The following is a 17,603-nucleotide window of genomic DNA, read 5'->3' as shown; positions in this document are numbered from 1 at the left end:
GAATAGTTTCTTTCTTACCAATTAATTGTCGGCACTCTACCTTTAGTAATAAAGCTCTGCAAACTATTCTTAATATAAGAGCTCCATGCGTTTGAACAGTCACCATAACATTCAAAGGCAGGAACCAATCCGACATGAGTGAAACGAATCTGCGTCTTGTTGTTTTTTTCAGAGATATCAAAAATGATGCTGGTACCTGTCCATTCGGTTTTGTCTTTTGTAAAATTGAGTTTGCTGTCTGTAATAAGCCAAACAATTTTTTTACCAGGAATTAATTCTGTTAACTTCTGTTTGCTGTAATGAATGTCTTTATAAACATAAGTAAACTCATCACCGAGCTTGTCAGTGTTACCTTCAACTCCAGGCTCACCTGTCCACCAACCCCGAACATTATTGATTGCATTGAATGCTTCTTCCGGTGTTTGGTCTACTAAAATGGTAGCCGTAAAATCTTTTGTATTCATTTTATAATTTTTATTGTTGTTAAAACAGTTAAGATCAGTTTGCTCTATTTAAGTAATATCAACTGTCCAGCATGATAGGCCAGGTGAGTTGTCCGGGTAAGTAATACATTTAATCTATTACGATGCGGCTCTTTGATGAAATCTTCGGCAGAAACAGAATTATGTTTTAAAAACCACTCTTCGGGTTGCAAGCTGTTAAATTTCTGAGTTACTACTTCGTTCTGTTTATTCCAATAGGTTCTCAATTCTTTTGAAGAAGGAATATCATTCACTGTCCTGTCCGGAGATTTAATAAAAGGCTCATACAATTCGGGATATTGCTTATCACCCAATCCTAATATTTGGATCATCTCATCATGCACAGCTATAAGATGTCCTAATAAATAGATTCCCCTGTTCTTGCCTGGTCCGATCTCCTTTTGCAATTGTTCGTCAGTAATTGATTCAAGAGTTGTATCGCAGGATTTTATCAATGAATTCCACCTGTCCAATAACATTTTAACTATGAGCTGTTCTGTTTTCATGTCTTTATATTTTTTTCCCGATAGCTATCGGGATTGTTATTTAATAGAACAAAGCTATTGTCTGAATATTACTTTGTGGGGGTGCAAAATAGACTTTCTGACGGGTTGATTTGGACAAGGTGAATTTCTATCTTTGCCAAAATACTTTAAATGAAACATCTTACCATAATTGTACCGGACGGAGAAAATAACCTAAGCAGTATTGTAGGCTCCTACAAAATATTTTCAAGAGCCAATGCATTTTGGAAAGAAAACCACAGAAAAGAATTGTTCAAAATAGAGTTAGCAGGTATTTCAAAAGAAGTTGAATTCTATAACGGCTTGTTTACAGTGAAACCACATACTCATATTTCCTCAATAGCAAAAACCCATCTTATCATCATTCCTTCATTGAACCATAATTATCAAAAAGCGGTAAAAGGAAACGAATTGCTGATCGACTGGATCGATAAGCAATATAAACATGGTGCTGAAGTAGCAAGTATATGCACCGGTGCATTTTTGCTTGCAGCATCAGGCTTACTGGATGGCAAAGCTTGCTCCACGAATTGGGCCGCTGCGGATAATTTCAGGCAAATGTTTCCTAAAGTGGATCTGCAACCTGATAAATTGATCACTGATGAAAATGGAATTTATACTAATGGCGGTGCTTACTCTTTTCTGAACCTGGTCATTTATCTTATTGAAAAATATTATGACCGGCAAACCGCCATTTTTTGTTCCAAGGTTTTCCAGATCGAAATGGACAGGCAAAGTCAATCACCATTTATAATATTTAAAGGACAGAAATTGCACGGGGATGAGATGGTGCAAAAGGCACAAGCATACATTGAAAGCAAGATCGATGAAAAAATATCTGTTGAACATTTGTCTTCCCGTTTTGCTGTCGGCAGGAGAAACTTTGACAGGCGATTTATCAAAGCAACCGGGAACACACCTGTTGAATATTCGCAACGTGTAAAAATTGAAGCAGCAAAAAAAACATTTGAGACCACCCGCAAAACCATCAATGAAGTAATGTATGATGTTGGTTATTCGGATGTGAAAGCATTTCGTGAAGTATTCAGAAAAATTACAGGAATGTCACCATTGGAATACAAGGGTAAATACAATAAAGAGGTCGCTGTTTAGGCTATGTATGATAGTACGACTATTTCTGCTTTTTCAAAATTCGTTTCCGGTGTAGTGTTCCCCAATTCTGTAATTCACCAATAAGGTCCTCAAGAGTATCACCATAGGGAGTAAGTGAATATTCAACTACTACGGGTACTGAATCATGTACTGTTCGTTTGACGAGCTCGTTCATTTCGAGATCTCTTAATTCTTTTGAAAGCATTTTATCCGTAATGCCATGCACATTATTCCTCAGTTCACCAAAACGTTTGTGGCCAAATGATAAAGCAATAATGATCGGCAATTTCCATTTGCCGCTTAAAATATCGAGTGCATCCCGTACCGGCAAGAGTGCTTTTGTACAGGTTTCCTGTGTTCTGCCCGTTTCTTTTGTTTTTACTACCATAAACTTGATTTTTGTGAGCAACTATACTAAAGGATAGTGCTATACTTTTGTATAGTACTATAAAAAGTATAGTAAAGATAGGTAGCTTTGTGTCCTCAAACAAAAAAAAATATTATGGCAAAGCAAACATGGACATTAGACCCCACCCATTCAGAACTTCAATTTAAGATCAAACACCTGATGATATCAACGGTGACCGGGCAATTCAGCCGGTTCAATGCAACTGTTGAAACAGAAGCTGATGATTTTAGTAATGCAAAGGTTCAGTTCGAGACAGAAGTAGATTCGATCTCTACGAACAATGAGCAACGTGATGCACATTTAAAGAATGGAGATTTCTTTGATGCAGCAAAATACCCTTCTATCCTCTTTGAAAGCGAAAAAATGAAAAAGATAGAAACCGATGAATATAAAATAGAGGGCAACCTTACCATGCATGGTGTAACTAAGAAAATTGTTTTACATGCGGAATTTGGCGGCATAACAAAAGACCCCTGGGGAAATACAAGAACAGGGTTCTCAGTTACAGGCAAGATCAGCCGGTCTGAATTTGGAATGAGCTTTGGCGCTGTTACAGAAACAGGAGGTTTATTGTTAGGAGATGAAGTGAAGATAACAGCCAATGTACAATTCGTGAAGCAAGTGCTGGCTCATGCGGCTTAATGAAGAAAATATGTATCATTGTTTTATTCCGTTGCGTGGGGACACGCAACGGGGGTTTTATTGCAGACACTAACCTAGGCAGAGCAGTCTTTATGTTGGTTCGCTTTGTTAAGCTTTTTTGCTTAGGCGACTTAATTTGTCCTGAACATTAAACTTCTTCATTTCTTCCTGTGTAAAAGGAAAAGGAGATGTTTTGCTTTTGAAAACAATAATGGGTAATTGAATAATAAGAAGGGCCACTACTGGAGTTGAAAAAACACCAACCCACCACTCCCAGGGTTGAACTTGGCAGTAGGAATGAATGAACCATAAATAATAAATACCAATTGGAACAAAAATGGTTATAACTGTGGCAAGACCGGGGTTATAGAATGATTTCCATTTAATCGGGAACATTATTCCATGAATGATAAATTGTGTGAAACCAAAAACTGATATTGTAATACCATACCAGTACCATTGAGGAAAACATATCGCTATAATATAGAAAGAGTATGCCCCTACAACATTGACAAAAAAACTTGATTGTTTGTTAAGAGGAAATCTGTCCGGTGCTTCTTTTTCACCATTGAAAACGATATTCCACATTGGAGGAAAGCCCCCAGGAATGGCGTACTCTTCAAATTGATGAGCCAACAATCCCATAAAAGATAAAATCATAATTTTTTGAGGTACTACTAGATCATTTCCAAAAATTCCGATGTAATAAGCTAATCCAACAAAGAGAATGCCTCCGAAATAGTACCAATTGTTTCTCCAATTTTTCATATGATATATTTTCTAATTCTTCTGTGTGGGTTTTAAAAGCCATTTGCTTGCTAACCACGTCAACAACAATGGTGATGTCATCGCTAATAAATCAAATAAGTAAAGAGCGACTACCCCACCTGCATCAAGCGATGCGTAAGCCCCAAATAATATTAAATGTCCAATAAGTCCAGCAAGTAAAGTGGCTGTAATCGCCCATCCGCTCATTACTTTCCATTTCAAGCATGCACGAACCATCAATATTGTTACAGGAATAAAAAATGCAATACTGGTCATTGTTCCGCCACTAGCATAATAATATATGGGATTCCCAGATGACAACCAACCTCCAATGTGTAAAAGTCCATTAGACAAAATCAGTCCGTACGTCCCCAAGGCAATCATTGGGTTAGTTTTATAGAATTTCCAAGCACCAAGCATTGCCAATACCCACACGATGATATTCACAAGCCAATAATGTTGCAACGGAATCGGACAATCTGGATATGCTCCATATCCAATTTTTTGGCAAATCCAATCTGCAAAAGGGTGGTTCAGCGTTTTCACGTTATAATAAAGTGCATACTCCTCAAATTGATGAAGCATATACATTGGAGCGGCAACCCACGCAAACCAACCGGCATCCTGCCATCGGGGTTTATTCAAATCGCTGCGTAATATATCTGTAAAAAACAACAGAACGAAAAACACCATTGCAATTGCTAAGCCCATCCAGGACCAAGCAAAGTCAAATTTTGTAACCCAAGCGTCCATGTTGGTTTGTTTTTAGTTAACACTAATTTATAGATAATTATTTGAATAAAACAATTGGTTCGAACAAATGTTCGACACAAATCCAAAAAAACTTGGTAAGTTATTTTTTAAGAGAAGTCCAGACGAGTTCAACGATCATCTTTTTTCGAGCCTTTAATTTGAGGTTCATTTGCTCCTCTGTTAGTTTTAGGGACTTCATTTGAACACTCTTCAACAAGAAAGGAAACACAGTCAAAGACCGTACATTGGTCAATAAATCCATCGCACTTATTTTCTTTATTTTACCATTCCTAACTTCCCTGCTAATTTGTTTATCCAAAGCGCCGAGAGTTTCAGAAGAAAGATTGCTGATAAGGGAAAAAACCATCGAGGGATTGCGATTGATTTCATTCAAAATAAAAATAGGCAGTAGGGGAAATTTCAGAATCTTCTCGGTATCGTCCTCTACTAGGTTCACAATCTTGTCGTACAATGGTAAATCAGACTTTAAAAGTCGAATCGTTCCCTCGTAGAATTCCAGAAACTGAGTTTTAAAAACGATACCGAAGAGTTTTTCTTTGCTTCTGAAATAATAGTTTACCATTGATTTAGTTGTGTTCGCTGCATCCGCTATGTCTTGCACTGTGGTGCCATCATATCCCTTTTCTTTAAAAACTTTGGTAGCAGCTTCTAAAATCAATTGTTCGGTTGTTATCATTTTTACTATATCACGAAGCTTAGTTCAATCGCTTATTTCAAATGTACATATAATAATTTGAGGATGTTTGAAGAGTAGGGCTACTGATTCTCAGTCAAATAATATTCACCGTTTCAATTGTTGAGGCGCAAATACAAGTTGCATTTTACCAATCATCTGTCCTGAAACTACTCACAGGATAACCTTCAGTACTAAATAATTCTCCAACAATAAAATCTTTAAAAGCATAACGAACAGCAACAGGAGTTGCTACTAATGGAGATGATAAAACAATTGTTCCATTACGGATAGTGGCAGTTGCAGGACGAAATCCTTTGTCAGCTCCTGCAATTTCAAATTGTATCAGCGTTTTTCCATAGCTCGTTAAACCGTTCGGTGCATTTTTAAACCGGATAGTTGCAACATTTCCAGTAATGAATAAAGAATCATACGACGGGCTTTGATAAGCAAAGCCTTTCATTTTATAAGTATCACCAATAGCAAGGTAAGCAAAACGTTTACCTACTGTTTCTTTATCGGCCGGATGAATGCCGAACTCTTCACCATTATCCATCAGCACAACGATACCGCTATTGGGAATTGTCAATGCTGCTTTGCGCTGAGCATCTCTTAAATAGGCAGAGTTTAATTTTTCTGTGCGGTTAGTCGCTGCATACTGCGGCGATGCATATGGAGCTATCTGAGCAAAATAAAATGGAAAATCACCTTGTCCCCATTCACTGCGCCACTGAGCAACCATTGCAGGAAATAGTTTTTCATATTGGTCGGGCCTGTCTACATTGCTTTCACCCTGGTACCAGATACATCCTTTAATTGTATAACCAACTATCGGATGGATCATTCCATTGTATAATGTAGTTGCACTACGGTTGTTAAGACGAAATGTATCAGTTGCTGTATGTACTTTTATTTCAGGAAATGCTTTTAATGCATCCACACTCATAAATGCTTCTGCAGTTGAACCGCCATAGCTATCATTGATGAGAGCAATAGGCACTTTTAATTGTTGCTGTAACAGGCGGCCGAAGTAATAAGCAGTAGCAGAAAAATTATTTATGTTTTCCGGGTTGGCATCTTTCCAAAAAGAAGTTTTGCTTGTGTCTTTTATTAATTTTTCTACAGCACGGGGAACTGTATAAATCCGTATCTGGTTATTCGTAGAATTGAAAATTGCATCATTCGAACCTTTGATGGGTTGATCTCTGAAACCTTTCATCGGCATTTCCATATTCGATTGGCCGCTGCAAAACCAAACTTCACCGATCAATATATTTTTCAACGTTATCATTTCTCCATCACTGATGGTAATATCATAAGGCCCGCCTGCATCGGGAGTGCTTATTTTTAATTTCCATTTGCCGGCAGCGTCTGCTGTTGCTGTATATTTCTTTTTATTCCATGATGATATGAGTTGCACAGAACTGTTTGGTTTTGCCCAGCCCCAGATAGCTGCATCTGTTTTTTGTTGCAGTATCATATTATCAGCAAAAAAAGAGGGCAGCGTAATTTTTGCTGAAATAGATGTAGCGAAAAATAAGAAACACAAGGAAAACAGTGCGGCAGCGAATCGTTGCATAAGAATGATTTAGGATTACGAATATAAATAATAAGCTTTAACTGCCGTCTTGGACTGTTATGTAATGGATTTGCTTCAACTTAATATATTTGAACCACATAGAACATAGCCCACAATAGTTTTTCACATAGTCTATGTGAAATCTTATGTTATCTATTGCCCTATGTGGTTCGATTCTTTTCAAAACTATAATTCAAACTTTTCCTTAATTTACCCAATCATTCGATTGCTGTTTTATGAAAGAAAAGGAAAAAGAGAATAAAGAAGGCTCGCATAAAAATATCTGGTATGGGCTCGGCCGTCAACGGATCGAGATCCCACGGACCATTCTTAAATCAAGAGTGCAGAGCAATGTATTATTAAAGCACTTACATATTTGTTCGATAGGTTATTATCCCAAAGCAAAAGATCATTATACTTACAGAAAGAAGGGCCTGCCGGAGAATTTTCTTTTTTACTGTGTTGATGGTCATGGTTTTTACCAGTTAGGTAATCAGAAGTTTGAAGTTGGACCAAACGAGTTTTTTTTATTGCCAAAAAATACTGAGCATGCTTATGGCAGCAGCAGCGATCATCCCTGGAGTATTTACTGGATCCATTTTGGCGGAGATGCTTTGGGAGAGCTGAATGAGATACAGGCTGTTCAAAAATATTTCAAACCCTTTCATTTAAAATACAGCGCTGAGATCATTTCTGTTTTTTCCAAGATCTATAAAACGCTGCAGCTCGGTTATAGTATCGACAACCTGCTATTTGCTAATATGTGTCTTTCGCATTTTCTTACTTTGTTTATTTATAATTCCCGGCACTCTGAGTCAATGAGTACAGAAAAAATGGATTGTGTGGACAGTGCCATTTTATTTATGCAGCAACATATCAATGAAAATATTTCTTTGACGGATCTAAGTAAGCATTACAATTACTCAGTGTCCCGTTTTTCAAATCTCTTTAAGCAAAAAACCGGCTATGCACCGATCGATTATTTTTTGCAAATGAAAATGCAGAGAGCCTGCCAGCAACTTGACCTGACCAATCAGTCAGTAAAAGAAATTGCGTTTGGAATGGGCTTTGATGATCCTTATTATTTTTCAAAACGGTTCAGGACCATCATTGGTTTATCACCCAAGAAATACAGGGCTGTAACGAAGAATGAATAATTACAGAGAGGCCCGATCAGTAACGGCGAAAGGCACTTCAAAATGTTCCCTTGAATTATTCAGAATTAACTCCGCAGCTTTCTTACCCATAAATTCAAAATCGGTAGAAATAGTAGTGATGCCGTTCAGGATTATTTTTTTCAGCGGAGTTTCATTGTAAGAGATCACGCCAACATGTTTGCCCAATTTCATTTTTGTTGTCAGGATCTTTTCAATCAGTATCACAAGGTCATCTTCCATCAGGTTGATATAGGCTTCACCTTCTTTGATGGGTTCATTGGCAATATCATGTACTACTTTACAGCCAAACGCATATTGGTGGCAAAATCTTTTAAAACCTTTTATGATCTCTTCCGGGTGATAAGTATATCCCGGAAAGATCATTTTGATGGTATGATATTTACTTAGCTTTTCCCGCAATTGTTCCAGCGCATCATAAATATCGTTTTCAAAATTCTCATATACTGCAGCATAATTTCCATTGATGCCCGGAATGAGTTTATCCAGCATCAGTAATTTATCAGTCGGTATTTGATTGATGACTTCGCTTGCTGCTTCACTTCCTTCTAAAAAATGAGGTACGATCACATAATGCGTATACTCATTTTTATTATTCTGTATAAGCCGTTTGAAGAGTGAAAAATCATTATTGTAAATATAAAAATCAATTGAGGCCATATCGGCCAGCGTATTTACAAAAGCATCATACACGATCTTTTTGTGTGCACTGAGTTTGTTGAACAGCAAAAAGATCTTCAGCGGCTGGTTTACTTCGGTTGATTTTACAAAATAACCTTTGCCCGGCACAGAGCCGAGAATTCCGATTTGTTTCAGGTATTTATAGCCCTTCTCTGCTGTATCCCTGGAGATCTCAAATTCAAAACTTAGTTCATTAATGGAGGGCAACAGATCATCCTTGCCGATCTTTTCTTCATGAATGGCTTTGATAACCGAATTGGCCAGTTGCATGTACTTGGGAGTGGCAGACAGGTAGTCTATGTTGATATACTCAAACAATATGTTCTTCTTCATATTCGCAAAGCAAGTAATAAGCGGCCGAAAGGTAAATACTTTCAGTTTATTAGAGAACTTTTTTGACCATTGACATTTAGTTGCGAAAGATGCCTGATTTGACAACTCAATTCCATTACATTTGGATATCAATCCAAAATTTTTATCAATGGAAAGGGTAGCATTCAAAATGAAATTATTCAAGGGTATGGAAGCCGAATACAAAAAAAGGCATGATGAAATATGGCCCGAATTATCTGCCCTGTTAAAAGAAAAAGGTGTTGAAGAATATTCAATTTTCCTGGATGAGCCAACCGGTTTTTTATTCGGCGTTTTAAAGATCGCTGATAAGGCAAAACTGGATGAGTTACCCCATTTACCCCTCATGAAAAAATGGTGGGCCTATATGAAGGATATTATGGAAAGCAACCCTGACAATTCACCTGTTTCCGTTCCTCTTGAAGAAGTGTTTTACATGCCCTGAAAACCAGTCCTGAAAGCCCTTTCAGAAAACATGACAGCACATGACGGCGGTGCTGAACGGGTACTTTACTTTTATATTAATTAGAAGGATTTATTCTAAAACAATCAACGAATGCAGGCTATATTAGGAATCATTTTCCACTTCATCGGTGGATTTGCGTCGGGTAGTTTTTACATGCCCTATAAACAAGTAAAAGGCTGGAGCTGGGAAAGTTTTTGGATCGTAGGCGGATTATTCTCATGGCTGATCGTACCACCACTCGCAGCATATCTCACCATTCCAGGTTTCATGGACATTATCACATCGTCTTCCTCTTCCACTCTTGGTTCAACCTATATTATGGGTTTGCTCTGGGGTATCGGCGGACTGACCTATGGTTTGGGTGTTCGCTATCTCGGTGTGGCATTAGGTAGTTCGATCATTCTGGGGTTATGCTCAGTTTTTGGAGCATTGGTTCCATCGATCTATTATTATTTCAATCCAAAACAAGGAAAAGATACCATTGCTGATCTGTTTGGTCATTCATGGGGCCAGTTAGTAATGTTGGGTTTATTATTATGCATTGTTGGGATCGTTATTTGTGGCATTGCCGGTAAAAAGAAAGATGATGACCTGGGACATTCACATAAAGATGGATCTGGTGGTGAGTTCTTTCTTGTAAAAGGATTGATACTTGCGATCATATCCGGTGTACTCAGTGCCTGTTTCAGTTTCGGTATTGAGGCCGGTACTAGTATGGGTGTTCAGGCGAATGAGGCATGGAAAGCTGCTAACCCAGGTGAGGGAGAATTTTTATTCCGTAACAATGTAATTTTTGTGGTCATACTCTGGGGTGGCCTTACCACTAATCTTATTTGGTGTATGATCTTAAATGCACGCAACAAATCTTTTGGTGATTATACCAATAAGAAATCACCATTGATAAAAAACTATATGCTTTGTGCATTAGCCGGCACTACCTGGTTTCTCCAGTTCTTCTTTTATGGTATGGGAGAAAGTAAAATGGGTAATGGCGCCAGCTCATGGATACTGCATATGTCGTTCATTATTCTTGTTGCAAACATGTGGGGCATTTTATCAAAAGAATGGAAGGGAGTAAGTAAGAAAACAGCATTAACCATAATTATTGGTATCATCACGATCATTGCTTCGGTAGTAATTGTAGGTATCGGTAATTCCTTAAAATAAAACCCCCGGCCCCTAAAGGGGAGAATTCAAAGGGGATACAAAATGTTTTAAATATAATTTATGGAAACACAAGTAAAAAATAAGCCTCATAACCCCCCTTCAGGGGTTGGGGGTTTTAAACATGTAAGCTACCTCTGGGATGAAGCTAAAGCAGCTGAACTGGCGGGTGATGAAGTAGCTTTATTAGTTTATCGTTCCAATTTATTGGGCGCCGATCTGCGTTTAACAAATTATGGAGGTGGAAATACTTCCTGCAAAGCAATAGCTAAAGATCCGTTGACGGGAAAAGAAACGGAGATCATGTGGGTAAAAGGAAGCGGTGGCGACTTGGGTACAATGAAGCGTAGCGGGTTGGCGGCATTGTATGTTGACAGGCTTCGCAGCCTGAAAAATGTTTATCGTGGTATTAAGTATGAAGATGAAATGGTAGAGTTGTTCAATCATTGCATCTATGATCTTGCCTCTAAAGCTCCGTCTATTGATACACCTTTGCATGGTTTTCTTCCATTCAAACATATCGATCACCTGCATCCGGATGCAGCGATCGCAATTGCTGCTGCAAAAGATGGTAAAAAAATTACACAGGAATTATTTAATGGAACAATTGGCTGGGTGGGTTGGCAAAAACCCGGTTTCGATCTGGGTTTGCAGTTAAAGCAATGCCTTGATGAAAATCCCGGCATCCGCGGCATCATGCTCGGTTCTCATGGTTTGTTTACATGGGGCGATACAGCTTATGAAAGTTATATCAACACACTGGAAGTGATTGAACGTTGTGCTCAATACCTCGAAGATAATTATGGAAAGAAAGGGGAAATATTCGGAGGACAAAAAATTGAATCACTTCCTAAGGCAGAAAGATTAGCTAAAGCTGCATCATTAGCTCCTGTATTAAGAGGTTTCTGTTCATCACAAACAAAAATGATCGGCCACTTTACAGATGATGACAGAGTTTTACAATACATCAATTCAAATGACCTGGAAAAACTGGCTCCGTTAGGAACAAGTTGCCCTGACCATTTTTTACGTACAAAAATTTCTCCGTTGGTTGCTAACCTTACACCGAAAGATGATCTCAGCGACGTAAAAGCAGTTAAAGAAAAATTACAACCTCAGTTTGAAGCATATCGTAAAATGTATGCAGACTATTATAATACCTGCAAGCATCCAAACAGTCCTGCAATAAGAGATGCAAACCCGGTGGTGATCTTATATCCAGGTGTTGGTATGTTCACTTTTGCAAAAGACAAACAGACTGCGAGAGTAGCAGCTGAATTTTATACCAATGCTATCAATGTAATGCGTGGTGCGGAAGCTGTTTCTCAGTACACATCATTACCAAGACAGGAAGCCTTCAATATTGAATACTGGTTACTTGAAGAAGCGAAATTGCAGCGTATGCCAAAACCAAAACCACTAAGCGGTCGAATAGCATTGATTACAGGCAGCGCTGGTGGCATTGGCAAAGCAATCGCTAAAAAATTTGCTGAAGAAGGAGCATGTGTTGTTATCAATGATATCAATGAAGAAAGATTGGATAGTGCGAAAGAAGAATTCATTCAAAAATACGGTAAAGATACTGTGAGCAGCACTTTGTTGAATGTAACAGATACAGCAAGTATTGATAAAGCGATTGATGAAACAAGCCTTGCATTTGGTGGTGTTGATATTGTAATTAACAATGCAGGTATCAGTATTTCCAAATCCATTGCTGATCATTCATTGGAAGAATGGGATCGTTTATATGATATATTGGTGAAAGGTCAGTTCATGGTTTCTAAAAAAGGAATTGAAGTTATGCGCAAGCAGGGTTTTGGTGGCGACATTGTAAATATTGTTTCTAAAAATGCGGTTGTCGCTGGTCCGAATAATCCCGGTTATGGTTCTGCAAAAGCAGCGCAGGCACATCTTACACGTTTAATGGCAGCTGAATTAGGTGCCGATAAAATAAGAGTGAATACTGTAAATCCCGATGCCGTGATCTCAGATTCGAATATCTGGGCAGGCGGTTGGGCCGAGGGTCGTGCAAAAGCTTACGGTATAACTGTGGATGAGTTACCTGCATATTATGCAAAAAGAACATTACTGAACGAGATCATTCTACCGGAAGATATTGCCAATGCATGTTTTGCTTTTGTTGGCGGACTGCTTAATAAATCAACCGGTAATGCACTCAATGTAGATGGCGGTGTTGCAATGGGATTTTATAGGTAAAGATTTCAACTGCCCCAGTCTTTAGACTGGGGATGATGAATAAAATGTCGAATGGGCTTTAGCCCTAAATATTTTTATCATCTTTTTACAAGCCGGCCTATTCAGCATTTGCAATGCTTAATGAAGAATTTATTACCCTGTTTATAAAGTATTAACTTAGGATATTGAATAAATAATTTATTTAAAGCTATATGAGAATTGATAAAAAATTTGTTGAGAAGCATAATGATAAAAACCTTTCAAAACATAAGCAACGATTTGCATTTATAAATTCAGAAGTTGAAAATGTTGAAGCAATTATTAAAAAGCTCATCGATTTCCAGGTTGCTATTCCTTCATGGGCATTAGGAACAGGTGGCACACGTTTCGGCCGTTTTCCCGGTCCCGGTGAACCCGGCAATCTCGAGCAGAAAATGGAGGATGTTGGATTGCTTCATTCATTAAATCAATCAAGCGGCGCTATATCATTGCATATTCCATGGGATATTCCGAAAGATTATGCAGCTATAAAAAAATTAGCAGCTGACCTGGATTTAAAATTTGATGCTGTTAATTCCAATACATTCCAGGATCAGCCGGATCAGAAACTAACTTATAAATTCGGTTCGCTACAAAATGTAAATAAAGCAACTCGCAAGCAGGCAATTGATCATAACATCGATGTAATAAAACATGGTGTTGAATTAGGTTCGCAGGCACTTACTGTTTGGCTAAGCGATGGAAGTTGTTTCCCTGGCCAGTTAAATTTCAGAAAAGCATTTCAGAATACATTAGAAAGTTTACAGGAAATATATGCAGCATTACCGGCCGACTGGAAAGTATTTGTAGAGTATAAAGCATTTGAACCTAATTTTTATTCGATGACTGTTGGTGATTGGGGACAATCATTATTATATGCAAACAAACTCGGGCCAAAAGCGTATACATTAGTTGACCTCGGGCATCATTTACCAAATGCAAACATTGAACAAATAGTTTCATTATTATTAATGGAAAACAAACTCGCAGGTTTCCATTTCAACGACAGTAAATACGGTGATGATGATCTAACTGTTGGCAGTATAAAACCTTATCAACTCTTTTTGATCTTTAATGAACTGGTAGAAGGAATGGATGCCAATAAAATGAACCACGCAAAAGATCTGGGCTGGATGATCGATGCATCACATAATGTAAAAGACCCGCTGGAAGATCTGCTGCAGTCTGTAGATGCGATCATGCTTGCTTATGCACATGCTTTGTTAGTTGACAGAAAGAAACTGAATGCTGCACAGGATACTAATGATGTGGTAGCAGCGCAGGAGCTTTTACAAAACACATTCCGCACCGATGTAAGAAGCATAGCAGCCGAAGCAAGATTAAGAAGCGGCGGCGCAATCGACCCTTTGCAATTCTACCGTGAAGAAAATATCCGTGAACAATTAACTAAAGAAAGAGGAACTAAAACAATTGCAACAGGGTTATAATGAAATTGGGATATTATGATATTGAGATATTGCATTATGGATTAAGAGGCAAAAAATATCCTAGTATCACAATATCTTAATATCGCATTCGCAAGTAGGCAACAATAATGCAAACAACAACAGTCATATTAATATTTGACATCGGCAAGACCAATAAAAAATTATTGCTCTTCGATGAGAATTATAAGATCGTTTTCGAGGAAAGCAAACAATTTGCTGAAGTAAAAGATGAAGATGATTATCCTTGCGAAAATGTTGAAGAACTAACGAAATGGCTGAAAGAATCCTTTGATGCTATATGCTCAGACAAACGATTTACAATTAAGGCTGTTAATTTTTCCGGTTATGGTGCCAGTTTTGTTTATCTCGATAAGGAAGAAAAACAAATCCTACCACTCTACAACTATTTAAAACCATACTCCAAAGAATTACAACAACAGTTTTATAAAAAATATGGTGGTGAAAGTTTAGTTGCAAAACAAACAGCTTCACCTGTTCTGGGTAATTTGAACTCAGGTATGCAACTCTATCGCCTGAAGTATGAAAAGCCTGGTGAGTTTGCAAAAATAAAATATGCACTTCATTTGCCGCAGTATCTCAGCTATGTTATCTGCGGAGAATTGAATACGGATATTACAAGTGTTGGATGTCATACCAATCTCTGGCATTTTCAGCACAACAAATATCATAGCTGGGCAAAATCAGAAGGAGTGGAGGAGAAATTTCCTGCATTGAAGGATTGTACAGAAATGGCGGGTGCTGCGGGTGATATTTCTGTTGGCGCAGGCCTGCATGATAGTTCAGCAGCATTGATTCCTTACTTATCATCTTTTAATGAACCATTTATTTTATTATCAACCGGAACATGGTGTATCAGTTTAAATCCGTTTAATCACAGTTTACTTTCTGATTACGAATTGCACCAGGATTGTCTTTGTTATCTTTCTTATCATGGCAGCCCGGTAAAAGCATCAAGATTATTTGCGGGGTATGAACACGAGCAGCAAACAAAAAGACTGGGTGAACATTTTAAAACAGATACAGGTTATTACAAAAAAGTAAAAGCTGATCTTGATCTGTTGAAAAAATTTAAGATTAAACCCGCTTCTTCACAAAGTGTGAAAGACAGCGCTATGGTGAGCCAATCAAAATTTGAAAAAAGAGATTTAAACAGTTTCAGCAATTATGAAGAAGCATACCACCGGTTGATCGCTGATATTATGGAACAACAGGTGAGGAGTACGAATATTGTTTTAAGAGGAACCACAGTGAAACGGATTTTTGTAGATGGTGGTTTCAGTCAGAATCCTATTTACATGCATTTACTATCTGAAGCTTTTCCGGATATAGAAGTTTATGCAGCATCCGTTCCGCAGGCATCGGCGCTGGGTGCAGCAATGGCTGTTCATCCGCATTGGAATAATAAGCAACTTCCTTCAGATATCATTGACCTGAAACTATATTCTGTTGCACACAACACAACAATTTAGATCATAGCTAACCCCTTCTATAAAAATATTTCAGATGAAATGGCAGTATAATACAGCTTATCCCGGAATAGATGACTTGATTAAAAAAGCAAAGAAGCAAATTCCAAAATTTGCTTTTGAATACTTGGATGGCGGTTGCAATGAAGATGTAAACCTGCATAAAAACACAGCCGATTTAAGACAAGTAGAACTGCAGCCTTATTACCTGACTAAACATACAGGTTCAGATATGAAGACTGAATTGTTTGGACATGTCTATGATGCACCGTTTGGTATTGCGCCTGTTGGCTTGCAGGGTCTCATGTGGCCCAATGCCCCTGAAATTCTTGCGAAAGCTGCATTTACTCATAATATCCCTTTTATATTAAGCACTGTTACTACTTCGAGTATTGAAAGAGTAAGTGAATTGACTGAGGGCCGTGCATGGTTTCAGCTTTATCATCCTGCTGAAAATGAGATCAGGGATAGTATTATTAAAAGAGCTGCGGCTGCAGATTGTCCCGTTCTTGTTATTCTTTGTGATGTGCCAACTTTTGGTTACCGCCCCCGTGATATAAGAAATGGTTTGGCAATGCCACCAAGAATGACGCTGCGAAACATTATTCAAATAATGGGCAAACCTGAATGGGCTTTAAGAACATTGATCCACGGACAACCTGCCTTTGCAAATATGAAACCTTATATGCCAAAAGGCCTGAATATGAAACAGCTCGGCGCATATATGAATAAAACTTTTTCTGGCAGATTGAATGAAGAAAAGATCGCACCTATCCGGGATATGTGGAAGGGAAAGCTTGTTTTAAAGGGGGTTGCTTCATCTGAAGATGCAGAGATGGCGATGCGCCTGGGACTTGACGGAATTATTGTTTCCAATCATGGAGGCAGGCAACTTGACGCTGGTCAATCTTCCATCAAATCTTTAGCACCGATAGTAGACAAATACAAAGGGAAAATGAAGATCATGATTGATAGCGGCTTGCGTTCGGGACCAGATGTAGCGAGGGCAATGGCAAGCGGAGCCGATTTTACTTTTATGGGCCGCACATTCATGTACGGCGTTTCGGCGTTGGGAAATGATGGAGGAAACCATACCATTTCGATTTTAAAAACCCAGTTGCAACAAGTAATGGAGCAGGTATGTTGCTCAAAAACGACGGAGTTCTACAAGCATCTTATTTAGAAAACCCTATATTGCTTCCATTACTCATACTCCCTGAAAAATTAGCTGCTGATAAAAGCATGTTCATGCGGATTCTTGCAAACTTAGGTGGTTATTTAGTCAGGAGTATGCAATCGAAACAATGCTAAAACTTATTTGATAACAATCATGAAAATTAGTACCTTCTGTCAGGATGCTTCAGGATAGTTTTCTTAGATGAAAGGAACAACTTAGCGCTATGTAGTTGCTGCCCCGGTTAAGCAAAGACGAAACCGGATACTACGATTGTTCAAACTGCTTAATGCTTGCTATGCCCAATTTAACTGTTCACTCTTTTACTGAGAGTATTTTGCAAAACACTGCGACATTTCGCAGCAGTTCACCTACAAATAAATTTATTCATTTCATAACCGGTAAGGATGAGAAAATTTTATTCTCATTCGTTGCTGTTATTAAAATAAAAGAGTTCC

The 17,603-nt window shown here is 38.2% G+C and carries 17 protein-coding genes; 9 read left to right on the top strand and 8 right to left on the bottom strand.

The annotated features are described in order from the left end of the window. Nucleotides 1-14: 14 nt before the first annotated feature. Both E6H07_01205 and E6H07_01200 read right to left on the bottom strand, forming a co-directional pair. The gene (locus E6H07_01205) at nt 15-464 is read right to left on the bottom strand and encodes an SRPBCC domain-containing protein (protein TMI64564.1); all 450 of its coding nucleotides are present in this window, start codon (nt 462-464) and stop codon (nt 15-17) included. Nucleotides 465-508: 44 nt separating this feature from the next. Further along, nucleotides 509-988, bottom strand: coding sequence for a DinB family protein (locus E6H07_01200; GenBank protein TMI64563.1), 480 nt, complete (start codon nt 986-988; stop codon nt 509-511). A gap of 150 nt (nt 989-1,138) precedes the next feature. Here E6H07_01200 and E6H07_01195 point away from each other — a divergent pair, with 150 nt between their 5' ends. After that, nucleotides 1,139-2,119: a helix-turn-helix domain-containing protein gene (locus E6H07_01195; GenBank protein TMI64562.1), complete on the top strand. Its 981-nt coding sequence runs from the start codon at nt 1,139-1,141 to the stop codon at nt 2,117-2,119. A 19-nt stretch (nt 2,120-2,138) separates the two neighbouring features. On the opposite strand, the gene E6H07_01190 is transcribed toward E6H07_01195, so the two are convergent. After that, entirely contained in the window at nt 2,139-2,507 is a 369-nt protein-coding gene (locus E6H07_01190) for a helix-turn-helix transcriptional regulator (protein ID TMI64561.1), read from the bottom strand. Between the two features lie 114 nt (nt 2,508-2,621). On the opposite strand from E6H07_01190, the gene E6H07_01185 reads away from it, so the two are divergent. Further along, on the top strand, nt 2,622-3,170 hold the full coding sequence (locus tag E6H07_01185) for a polyisoprenoid-binding protein (GenBank protein TMI64560.1): 549 nt from the start codon (nt 2,622-2,624) through the stop codon (nt 3,168-3,170). A gap of 108 nt (nt 3,171-3,278) precedes the next feature. On the opposite strand, the gene E6H07_01180 is transcribed toward E6H07_01185, so the two are convergent. From E6H07_01180 to E6H07_01165, 4 genes are all read right to left on the bottom strand, one after another. After that, nucleotides 3,279-3,938: an HXXEE domain-containing protein gene (locus tag E6H07_01180; protein TMI64559.1), complete on the bottom strand. Its 660-nt coding sequence runs from the start codon at nt 3,936-3,938 to the stop codon at nt 3,279-3,281. A gap of 12 nt (nt 3,939-3,950) precedes the next feature. Continuing rightward, complete coding sequence (locus E6H07_01175) at nt 3,951-4,691, bottom strand: HXXEE domain-containing protein (GenBank protein ID TMI64558.1); 741 nt, start codon at nt 4,689-4,691, stop codon at nt 3,951-3,953. 100 nt (nt 4,692-4,791) lie between these two features. Beyond that, nucleotides 4,792-5,388 (bottom strand): TetR/AcrR family transcriptional regulator, encoded by a 597-nt coding sequence (locus E6H07_01170; protein ID TMI64557.1) that lies wholly within the window; start codon nt 5,386-5,388, stop codon nt 4,792-4,794. A gap of 145 nt (nt 5,389-5,533) precedes the next feature. Next, nucleotides 5,534-6,964: a sialate O-acetylesterase gene (locus tag E6H07_01165; GenBank protein TMI64556.1), complete on the bottom strand. Its 1,431-nt coding sequence runs from the start codon at nt 6,962-6,964 to the stop codon at nt 5,534-5,536. Nucleotides 6,965-7,200: 236 nt separating this feature from the next. Here E6H07_01165 and E6H07_01160 point away from each other — a divergent pair, with 236 nt between their 5' ends. Next, the gene (locus E6H07_01160; GenBank protein ID TMI64555.1) at nt 7,201-8,121 is read left to right on the top strand and encodes an AraC family transcriptional regulator; all 921 of its coding nucleotides are present in this window, start codon (nt 7,201-7,203) and stop codon (nt 8,119-8,121) included. Here the strand turns inward: E6H07_01160 and E6H07_01155 are convergent, their stop codons facing one another. Further along, nucleotides 8,122-9,153 carry a GntR family transcriptional regulator gene (locus tag E6H07_01155; protein ID TMI64554.1) on the bottom strand — a complete coding sequence of 344 codons (1,032 nt, stop codon included), beginning with the start codon at nt 9,151-9,153 and terminating at the stop codon, nt 8,122-8,124. 148 nt (nt 9,154-9,301) lie between these two features. Here E6H07_01155 and rhaM point away from each other — a divergent pair, with 148 nt between their 5' ends. From rhaM to E6H07_01125, 6 genes are all read left to right on the top strand, one after another. After that, nucleotides 9,302-9,616: an L-rhamnose mutarotase gene (rhaM, locus tag E6H07_01150; protein ID TMI64553.1), complete on the top strand. Its 315-nt coding sequence runs from the start codon at nt 9,302-9,304 to the stop codon at nt 9,614-9,616. A gap of 111 nt (nt 9,617-9,727) precedes the next feature. Further along, nucleotides 9,728-10,804, top strand: a complete 1,077-nt coding sequence (rhaT, locus tag E6H07_01145) for an L-rhamnose/proton symporter RhaT (GenBank protein TMI64552.1) — start codon at nt 9,728-9,730, stop codon at nt 10,802-10,804. A 60-nt stretch (nt 10,805-10,864) separates the two neighbouring features. Next, on the top strand, nt 10,865-13,018 hold the full coding sequence (locus E6H07_01140) for a bifunctional aldolase/short-chain dehydrogenase (GenBank protein ID TMI64551.1): 2,154 nt from the start codon (nt 10,865-10,867) through the stop codon (nt 13,016-13,018). A gap of 191 nt (nt 13,019-13,209) precedes the next feature. Continuing rightward, nucleotides 13,210-14,484 carry a sugar isomerase gene (locus E6H07_01135; GenBank protein TMI64550.1) on the top strand — a complete coding sequence of 425 codons (1,275 nt, stop codon included), beginning with the start codon at nt 13,210-13,212 and terminating at the stop codon, nt 14,482-14,484. A gap of 107 nt (nt 14,485-14,591) precedes the next feature. Beyond that, the gene (locus E6H07_01130; protein TMI64549.1) at nt 14,592-15,974 is read left to right on the top strand and encodes a carbohydrate kinase; all 1,383 of its coding nucleotides are present in this window, start codon (nt 14,592-14,594) and stop codon (nt 15,972-15,974) included. Between the two features lie 34 nt (nt 15,975-16,008). Then, complete coding sequence (locus tag E6H07_01125) at nt 16,009-17,154, top strand: alpha-hydroxy-acid oxidizing protein (protein TMI64548.1); 1,146 nt, start codon at nt 16,009-16,011, stop codon at nt 17,152-17,154. Nucleotides 17,155-17,603 lie beyond the last annotated feature (449 nt).

The organism is Bacteroidota bacterium (assembly GCA_005882315.1).
Taxonomy (GTDB): Bacteria; Bacteroidota; Bacteroidia; order Chitinophagales; family Chitinophagaceae; genus VBAR01.
This window is presented reverse-complemented; position numbering and strand designations above follow the sequence as displayed.